The organism is Citrobacter sp. wls615, assembly GCF_005281355.1.
Lineage (GTDB): Bacteria > Pseudomonadota > Gammaproteobacteria > Enterobacterales > Enterobacteriaceae > Citrobacter > Citrobacter werkmanii.
Map to the genome: position 1 here is coordinate 26,595 of NZ_SZXM01000064.1, position 9,264 is coordinate 35,858.

The window sequence follows — 9,264 nt, forward strand, 5'->3', positions numbered from 1 at the left end:
AATGAATCTCGGTGCATTAGTTTCAGAAACCCGTAATCCTCAGACCATGGATCTTGATGCGCTCTCCACGCTGGAGTTGGTTCATCGTTTTAATCAACAGGATACGCTGGTAGCAGAAGCAGTAAAAGCCACTCTTCCTGAAGTTGCGCTAGCGGTCGATGCGGCGGCTGATGCGCTTAAAGCGGGCGGACGCATTATATACATGGGCGCGGGTACCAGTGGGCGTCTTGGGGTTCTGGATGCGTCTGAATGCCCACCGACTTTCGGCGTACCGCACGGTCTGGTGGTTGGCCTGATAGCCGGAGGACCGGGCGCGTTGCTGAAGGCGGTTGAGGGCGCGGAAGATAACCCGCAGTTAGGTGAAGACGATCTGCGTACGATCAACCTTACCACAGTGGATCTGGTGGTTGGTCTGGCGGCTTCAGGTCGTACGCCGTATGTGATTGGCGGGCTGAAATATGCCCGGACGGTGGGCTGTACGACGGTGGCGATTTCCTGCAATCCGGACTCTCCTATCGCTCATGAAGCGGATATTGCCATCTCCCCCGTGGTGGGGCCGGAGGCCCTGACGGGGTCTACTCGACTGAAATCCGGCACCGCGCAAAAACTGGTGCTCAATATGATCTCCACCGGTGCGATGGTGAAGTTTGGCAAGGTGTATCAGAACCTGATGGTGGATATGCAGGCCACCAACGTCAAACTGGTCGATCGGGCGTGTCGCATGGTGGTTGAAGCCACTGGTATTGCGCGTGAGCAGGCGCAAGCGCTGTTAAAGCAGACTGACTTTGAGGTTAAACCCGCCATTTTAATGGCGCTCACCGGCCTGGACGCCGCTGCCGCCCGCGAAAAGCTTGCCGCTCACCAGGGTTTTTTACGCGCGGCGTTAGAACACTAAGAGGTGTATATGGATAAGACGGCGGTGCTGGCCAGCGACATTCTGCTGGGCGTTGGCGGAGAGAAAAATATTCTGCGCCTGGAAAACTGTATGACCCGTGTCAGGGTGGAAGTCCGGGATGAGGGTCAGCTCGATGTATCCCGGCTCAAGCAACTGTCCGGCGTCAGCGGCTACGTGAAGCAGGGCGCGCAACACCAGATCATCGTCGGCCCCGGTAAAGCCGCCAGGGTGGTGGATGCTATGCGCTCCCTGATTGCCGATGACGGCGAGCGCACCGATGTACATGATATCGAGCGCACGAAGTCAGCGGCTAAAGCGAAATACAAAGCGCCGATGAGCGATGCGTTGCGTAAGCTGGCGAACGTCTTTATCCCTCTTATTCCGGCGTTTATCGCCTCCGGTTTAATTACCGGCATTATTAACATCCTTAAGCGGCCGGATATCGTCGGGGATTTTGCGACCCACTATCCGAATTTACTTGGACTGATGGGCATATTTGGCAGCGCCGTGTTTGCCATTATGAATATTCTGGTCGGGGTCAATACCGCTAAAGTCTTCGGCGGTTCTCTGGCGATGGGCGGAGTGATGGCGGGGATCCTCTCCAGCCCGCAACTGGCGCAAATTACCCTGTTTGGCGAAACGTTGCAGCCGGGGCGCGGCGGGGTAATCGCCGTGCTGTTGGTGGTAGCGTTGATGTGCTGGATCGAACGCAAATTCCGTGAACTGCTGCCGGAATCACTGGAGCTGATCCTTAACCCACTGCTGACCACCATTATTACCGGGGCTATTGCGATAGTGGCGCTGCAACCGTTGGGCGGTTGGATTTCCGAATCTATCGCTCACGGCGCATCCTGGGCTATCGATCGCGGCGGTTTTCTGGTCGGCGCTATACTGGCGGGAACCTTCCTGCCGCTGGTGCTCACCGGGCTTCATCAGGGATTAGTGCCTATCCACGTCGAACTGGTGCAGGCGCACGGTTATAACGCGCTCTTCCCAATCCTTGCAATGGCGGGTGTTGGGCAAATCGGTGCTGCGATTGCGGTGCTGATGAAAACCCGCAACGCACGACTAAAAAAGGTGATCAAAGGGGCGTTGCCGGTTGGATTATTGGGGATTGGCGAACCGCTGATTTTTGGCGTTACGCTGCCGTTGGGTAAGCCTTTTATCGGTGCCTGTCTTGGCGGAGCGGTAGGCGGGGCGCTGATAAGCTACTGGAAAGTGGCGACGGTTATCACCTTTGGTATCTCAGGATTACCGCTGGCATTAACGATTGTTACCGGAAAAGTGATGCTCTATCTGTTAGGCTATCTGGTAGCAGTTATTGCCGGGTTTCTGTTTACCTGGCTATTGGGGTTCAACGATCCAGAGGAATAAAGCTTGACCAATCACCAGCGCCGCGTTGTCTTTTTTGATTTGGATGGCACGTTACATCAGCAGGATATGTTCGGGAGTTTTATTCGTTATCTGCTGCGCCGCCAGCCGCTGAACGTGCTGCTTGTGCTGCCTCTGTTACCGGTGATTGCGCTGGCGTTGTTGATAAAAGGACGCGCGGCCCGCTGGCCAATGAGTCTGCTGTTGTGGGGATGCACTTTTGGTCGTAGCGAGGCGCGTCTGAAAGCGCACCAGGCCGATTTTGTACGTTGGTTTCGCGATAACGTGACGGCGTTTCCGCTCGTACAGCAGCGGCTGACCACTTATCTGTTGAGTTCTGACGCCGACATCTGGCTTATCACCGGTTCCCCACAGTCGCTGGTGGAGCAGGTTTACTTTGATACTCCGTGGCTACCGCGCGTCAATCTGATCGCCAGTAAAATGGCGCGGGGATACGGTGGCTGGGTGCTGCCTCTGCGCTGTCTGGGGCATGAGAAAGTGACACAGCTGGAACGCCAGATTGGCACGCCGCTGCAACTTTATAGTGGTTATAGCGACAGTAAGCAGGACAACCCGCTGCTCTCTTTTTGTCAGCATCGCTGGCGCGTCACGCCGCGTGGGGAACTGCAACAACTCGAATAGAGTAAACGATAGCGTCTGTGTATAATGCGCCCGCTTTGATTACTGGAGTTACCCCCTTTGTCTGAAGTTGAATTTTGCCACGAATACTGGATGCGTCATGCTTTAACGCTGGCTAAGCGCGCCTGGGATGAGCGTGAAGTCCCGGTGGGCGCGGTATTAGTGCATAATAACCGCGTCATTGGCGAAGGCTGGAACCGACCGATTGGTCACCATGATCCCACGGCCCATGCTGAAATTATGGCGCTGCGTCAGGGCGGCCTGGTGCTGCAAAATTACCGTCTGTTGGATGCCACGTTGTACGTCACTCTGGAGCCGTGCGTGATGTGCGCTGGCGCGATGGTGCACAGTCGTATCGGCCGGGTGGTGTTTGGCGCGCGCGATGCGAAAACGGGGGCGGCGGGTTCATTAATTGACGTGCTACATCACCCTGGAATGAATCATCGGGTTGAAGTGACAGAGGGAATCCTGCGGGATGAATGCGCCACGCTGCTCAGCGATTTCTTTCGTATGCGTCGTCAGGAAATTAAAGCCCTGAAAAAATCCGCCAATGCGTAAATGCCGGTCTGATTGCCTGATGTTTATCAGGCCGATAAGACTACTTTTCCTCTTTCTTTTGCGCTGAAAACAGCAGAGAAGGGGAGTGCGTCAGGTAGTTTGACGACGTCTGAGACAGAAACGCGGAAAGCGGGAATTTCTCTTTACCTAATAACTCCGCGGGCGACACCGCCGGATAATCCTGCGCCAGCTGCTGCGTTTCCTGCGCCTGCTTTTCTTTTTCTTGCAGATATCCCACCAGGCTTATCTGGTATTTACGGATATTTTCCACATAGGCGTAGGCTTCATGACCACGCGCATAGCCATAGGTCAGCTTGTTGTAATACGGCTTTTGACTGAGCAGCGGTAGCCGCTGTTTTACATCGGACCAGCTATTCGGATTGCCTTTGGTTTTGACCGTCAGCGCCCGTGCGTCCAGCATATGCGCATAACCCATATTGTAGGCGGCAAGCGCAAACCAGATCCGTTCTCCCTCCGGGACAGTATCCGGCACTTTACTCATCATATCCTGCAAATAACGCGCGCCGCCGCTGATGCTCTGTTCTGCATCGGTACGGTCAGTCAGCCCGAGGCTCTGGGCGGTATTTTTGGTCAACATCATCAGCCCGCGTACGCCGGTCGGGGAGGTGGCCTGCGCGTCCCAGTGCGACTCCTGATACGAGATTGCGGCAAGCAGCCGCCAGTCTATTTCTTGCGCATATTTTTCAAATAGCGGCTTAAGGTCTGGCAACACGCTATCGACGGCGCGCAAAAAGGTGCGGGTGTCGACATAGTCAAAATCATCGCCATGCCCGAGGTATTTCTCTTCCAGTCGCGCCAGAGAGCCATCTTCATTCATGGAATTAAAGAAATCCAACAAGGCGGCGGACAGAGTGTTGTCATCGTCCAGTCGACTAAACCAGGTCACCGGTTGTTCGTCGGAGACGTCCAGCGCGACGGCCAGCTCAGGGTGTACGCGTTGGTACAGGCTGATGGCGACGGAATCGGCAATGGTGTAATCCAGCTTACCGGCGATAACATCATCCAGCAGTTCAGTGGTGCCCTTTTTGTCATCCACTTTCCAGCTCAGATCGGGAAATTTTTTCTCTTTTAGCTGCTGGAGGTCGTTAACCACCACGTGCCCCGGGGCGATGGTCAGTTGGTTATCGTTCACGGTGGCCAGGGTTCGGGGGCGATATTGCCCGACCCGATACACTAACTGTTGTGAAACCGAATAATAGGTCGGGCCGGGCTGGTAATTTTTCACCCGCTCGCTGTTATACACCAGACCTGCGGCTAACAGATCTGCATCCCCGTTATCCAGGTCGTCAAACAGCTGGCTGATGTTCTGGCGCACGGTGATTTTTAACTTCACGCCTAAGTAGTTGGCGAACGCCTGGGCCAGTTCATAATCCAGACCGAATTTTTTCCCGTTGAGGGTTGCATAAGTTAATGGCGAGTCAATGGTACTGACGCGCAGTTCTCCCCGCGACTGAATGGCGGCGATACGATTTTCGGCTTTACCGAACCAAGGAATGGATGGCCAGAGGGCCGCTGCCAACAACAGCGTTAATATGCCGATGAACAGATAATTAATCTTTAATTTTTTCAATTAGTTAATTCTCTGAACCGTACGTTGTCTCTGCCTGCTGTGGTGTTGTTTAAGAAGTGAAATCGTCATTAATGAGCGGCATTTTGCTTAAACTTGCGTCAGTTGGCAACTTATTCAGAATACAGACCGCATTTGATGATAAGACGAGACCGCGATTTTATTTCGACGCAAACGGTTTCGTCGGCGCGGTAGATTCTTTATAATACCGCCCGTTTCCCCCACTTGGGCACACCAAAAGCTTAGAAGACGAGAGACTTATGATGGAAATTCTGCGTGGTTCACCTGCACTGTCTGCATTCCGTATTAACAAACTGCTGGCACGTTTTCAGGCTGCCAACCTCCAGGTCCACAATATTTACGCCGAGTACGTCCATTTTGCCGATCTGAACGCACCATTGAATGAGGATGAGCACGCACAGCTTGCACGCCTGCTGAAATATGGTCCAGCTCTTCACAGTCACGCTCCTGAGGGCAAACTGCTGCTGGTTACCCCTCGTCCGGGCACCATCTCCCCGTGGTCTTCTAAAGCGACTGATATTGCCCATAATTGCGGCCTACAACAGATTAGCCGCCTGGAACGTGGCGTTGCTTATTATGTCGAAGCTTCTACGCTGACTGCGGAGCAGTGGCAGGAGGTTGCCGACGTACTGCACGACCGCATGATGGAAACGGTTTTCTCTGCGCTAAACGATGCCGAAAAACTGTTTGCGCATCACCAGCCTGCGCCGGTCTCCAGCGTCGATCTGCTGGGTGAGGGACGCCAGGCGCTGATCGACGCTAACCTGCGTCTGGGTCTGGCGCTGGCGGAAGACGAAATCGACTATCTGCAGGATGCGTTCAGCAAACTGGGGCGCAACCCGAACGACATCGAATTGTATATGTTTGCGCAGGCTAACTCTGAGCACTGCCGCCACAAGATTTTTAACGCCGACTGGGTTATCGACGGTAAACAGCAGCCGAAGTCGCTGTTTAAGATGATCAAAAATACCTTTGAAACCACGCCGGACCACGTGCTGTCTGCCTATAAAGACAACGCCGCGGTGATGGAAGGTTCTGAAGTCGGACGTTACTTTGCCGACCACGAAACCGGTCGCTACGATTTCCATCAGGAGCCAGCCCATATCCTGATGAAGGTAGAAACCCATAACCACCCAACCGCCATCTCTCCATGGCCGGGCGCGGCAACCGGATCCGGCGGTGAAATTCGTGATGAAGGCGCTACCGGGCGCGGCGCGAAGCCGAAAGCCGGGCTGGTGGGCTTCTCTGTTTCCAACCTGCGTATTCCTGGCTTCGAACAGCCGTGGGAAGAAGATTTCGGCAAACCGGAACGTATCGTTACCGCGCTGGATATCATGACCGATGGCCCGCTGGGCGGTGCGGCGTTCAACAACGAATTTGGTCGCCCGGCGCTGACCGGCTACTTCCGTACCTACGAAGAGAAGGTTAACAGCCACAACGGTGAAGAGCTGCGCGGCTACCACAAACCGATTATGCTGGCGGGCGGGATCGGCAACATCCGTGCCGATCACGTGCAGAAAGGCGAGATCGTCGTCGGCGCGAAGCTGATCGTTCTCGGCGGCCCGGCGATGAACATCGGCCTCGGCGGCGGGGCCGCGTCCTCTATGGCCTCTGGTCAGTCTGATGCCGACCTCGACTTCGCCTCCGTACAACGCGATAACCCGGAAATGGAACGCCGCTGCCAGGAAGTTATCGACCGCTGCTGGCAGATGGGCGATGCCAACCCGATTCTGTTTATTCACGACGTCGGTGCGGGCGGTTTGTCTAACGCCATGCCGGAGCTGGTCAGCGATGGCGGTCGCGGCGGTAAATTCCAGTTGCGCGATATCCTCAGCGACGAGCCGGGTATGAGCCCGCTGGAAATCTGGTGTAACGAATCTCAGGAGCGCTACGTGCTGGCGGTTGCCGCTGACCAGTTGCCGCTGTTTGACGAGCTGTGTAAGCGTGAGCGCGCGCCGTACGCGGTGATTGGCGAAGCCACCGAAGAGCAGCATCTGACCCTGAGCGACAGCCACTTCGACAATCAGCCGATCGATATGCCGCTGGACGTGCTGCTGGGCAAAACGCCGAAGATGACCCGCGACGTGCAGACGCTGAAAGCTAAGGGCGATGCCCTGAATCGTGGCGAAATCTCGATTGCAGATGCGGTGAACCGCGTACTGCACCTGCCGACGGTCGCTGAGAAAACGTTTCTCGTAACCATCGGCGACCGTACCGTTACCGGTATGGTGGCGCGTGACCAGATGGTCGGGCCGTGGCAGATCCCCGTGGCTAACTGTGCCGTGACCACCGCCAGCCTTGATAGCTACTATGGTGAAGCGATGTCTATCGGCGAACGTGCGCCAGTCGCTCTGCTGGACTTCGCAGCTTCTGCCCGTCTGGCTGTAGGTGAAGCGCTGACTAACATCGCGGCAACGCAGATTGGCGACATCAAACGCATTAAACTCTCCGCAAACTGGATGGCGGCCGCGGGTCACCCGGGTGAAGATGCTGGGCTATACGAAGCGGTAAAAGCCGTCGGGGAAGAATTGTGTCCGGCGCTTGGCCTGACTATTCCGGTAGGTAAAGACTCGATGTCGATGAAAACCCGCTGGCAGGAAGGCAACGAGCAGCGAGAAATGACCTCGCCGTTGTCGCTGGTGATCACCGCTTTTGCCCGCGTGGAAGATGTGCGTCACACTATTACTCCACAGCTCTCTACTGAAGATAATGCCCTGTTGTTAATTGACCTTGGTCTGGGCCACAACGCACTGGGCGCAACGGCGCTGGCGCAGGTTTACCGTCAACTGGGCGACAAACCGGCCGACGTACGTGACGTGGCGCAGTTGAAAGGCTTCTACGACGCCATTCAGGCGGTGGTCGCACAGCGCAAGCTGCTGGCCTACCACGACCGCTCCGACGGTGGCTTGCTGGTGACGCTGGCGGAAATGGCTTTCACCGGGCACTGTGGTATTGAGGCTGATATCAGCACCCTGGGCGACGATCGTCTGGCAGCGCTGTTTAACGAAGAACTGGGCGCGGTGATCCAGGTTCGCGCCGCTGACCGTGATGCGGTGGAAGACATTCTGGCGGCCAACGGCCTGGCAGACTGCGTACACTACCTCGGCAAAGCCGTCGAAGGCGACCGCTTCACTCTCTCCGCTAATGGACAGTCTGTGTTCAGCGAAAGCCGTACCACCCTGCGTATGTGGTGGGCAGAAACCACCTGGCAGATGCAGCGTCTGCGCGACAACCCGGAATGCGCCGATCAGGAACACGACGCTAAAACCAACGACGCCGATCCAGGCCTCAACGTTAAACTGACGTTCGATATCAATGACGATGTTGCCGCGCCGTATATCGCCACCGGCGCACGTCCAAAAGTCGCTGTACTGCGCGAGCAGGGGGTGAACTCCCACGTCGAGATGGCGGCAGCTTTCCACCGTGCGGGCTTCGATGCTATCGACGTACACATGAGCGATCTGCTGGGCGGGCGTATCGGTCTGGGGAATTTCCAGGCGTTGGTAGCCTGCGGCGGCTTCTCTTACGGTGATGTGCTTGGCGCCGGGGAGGGCTGGGCGAAGTCGATTCTGTTCAACAACCGTGTACGTGACGAGTTTGAAACCTTCTTCCATCGTCCGCAAACGCTGGCGCTTGGGGTGTGTAACGGTTGTCAGATGATGTCTAACCTGCGCGAGCTGATCCCGGGCAGCGACCTGTGGCCGCGCTTTGTGCGTAACCACTCCGATCGTTTTGAAGCCCGCTTCAGCCTGGTCGAAGTGACGCAAAGCCCATCTTTACTGCTCAGCGATATGGTTGGATCAATGATGCCGATTGCCGTTTCTCACGGTGAAGGCCGTGTGGAAGTGCGTGACGACGCGCATCTGGCTCAGCTTGAGAGCAAAGGCCTGGTGGCGCTGCGCTACGTTGATAACTTCGGTAAGGTGACCGAAACCTACCCGGCTAACCCGAACGGTTCACCGAACGGTATTACTGCCGTTACCACTGAAAATGGCCGCGTCACCATTATGATGCCGCACCCGGAACGTGTGTTCCGCACGGTGGCTAACTCCTGGCACCCGGAAAACTGGGGCGAGGACAGCCCGTGGATGCGTATTTTCCGTAACGCGCGTAAACAGCTCGGTTAATTAGCCTGATAGCCATTAAGCCCCTCCTGCGAGGGGCTTTTTTGTGCACAGAAAACCCCCAGCTA

At 55.9% G+C, this 9,264-nt stretch carries 6 protein-coding genes; 5 read left to right on the top strand and 1 reads right to left on the bottom strand.

Translation table 11 applies throughout. From position 1 onward, the window contains the following. Nucleotide 1: 1 nt before the first annotated feature. From murQ to tadA, 4 genes are read left to right on the top strand one after another with little or no spacing between them, the layout of a single operon-like run. Nucleotides 2-895 (top strand): N-acetylmuramic acid 6-phosphate etherase, encoded by an 894-nt coding sequence (murQ, locus tag FDX04_RS17800; RefSeq protein ID WP_042306686.1) that lies wholly within the window; start codon nt 2-4, stop codon nt 893-895. 9 nt (nt 896-904) lie between these two features. Further along, complete coding sequence (locus FDX04_RS17805) at nt 905-2,269, top strand: PTS transporter subunit EIIC (RefSeq protein WP_137349366.1); 1,365 nt, start codon at nt 905-907, stop codon at nt 2,267-2,269. A gap of 3 nt (nt 2,270-2,272) precedes the next feature. Continuing rightward, nucleotides 2,273-2,908, top strand: a complete 636-nt coding sequence (gene yfhb, locus FDX04_RS17810; RefSeq protein WP_137371291.1) for a phosphatidylglycerophosphatase C — start codon at nt 2,273-2,275, stop codon at nt 2,906-2,908. 57 nt (nt 2,909-2,965) lie between these two features. After that, entirely contained in the window at nt 2,966-3,463 is a 498-nt protein-coding gene (tadA, locus tag FDX04_RS17815) for a tRNA adenosine(34) deaminase TadA (RefSeq protein WP_137371292.1), read from the top strand. A 40-nt stretch (nt 3,464-3,503) separates the two neighbouring features. Here tadA and mltF read toward each other — a convergent pair whose 3' ends face one another. Next, nucleotides 3,504-5,054, bottom strand: coding sequence for a membrane-bound lytic murein transglycosylase MltF (mltF, locus tag FDX04_RS17820; RefSeq protein WP_061382211.1), 1,551 nt, complete (start codon nt 5,052-5,054; stop codon nt 3,504-3,506). 257 nt (nt 5,055-5,311) lie between these two features. On the opposite strand from mltF, the gene purL reads away from it, so the two are divergent. After that, a complete protein-coding gene (gene purL, locus FDX04_RS17830) occupies nt 5,312-9,199 on the top strand; it encodes a phosphoribosylformylglycinamidine synthase (RefSeq protein ID WP_137371293.1) in 3,888 nt (1,295 codons plus the stop codon). Nucleotides 9,200-9,264 lie beyond the last annotated feature (65 nt).

What these genes read in the sequence shown, in the direction of transcription:
- purL (WP_137371293.1), top strand. Translation starts at nt 5,312, where the DNA reads ATGATGGAAATTCTGCGTGGTTCACCTGCACTGTCTGCATTCCGTATT.
- FDX04_RS17805 (WP_137349366.1), top strand. Translation starts at nt 905, where the DNA reads ATGGATAAGACGGCGGTGCTGGCCAGCGACATTCTGCTGGGCGTTGGC.
- murQ (WP_042306686.1), top strand. Translation starts at nt 2, where the DNA reads ATGAATCTCGGTGCATTAGTTTCAGAAACCCGTAATCCTCAGACCATG.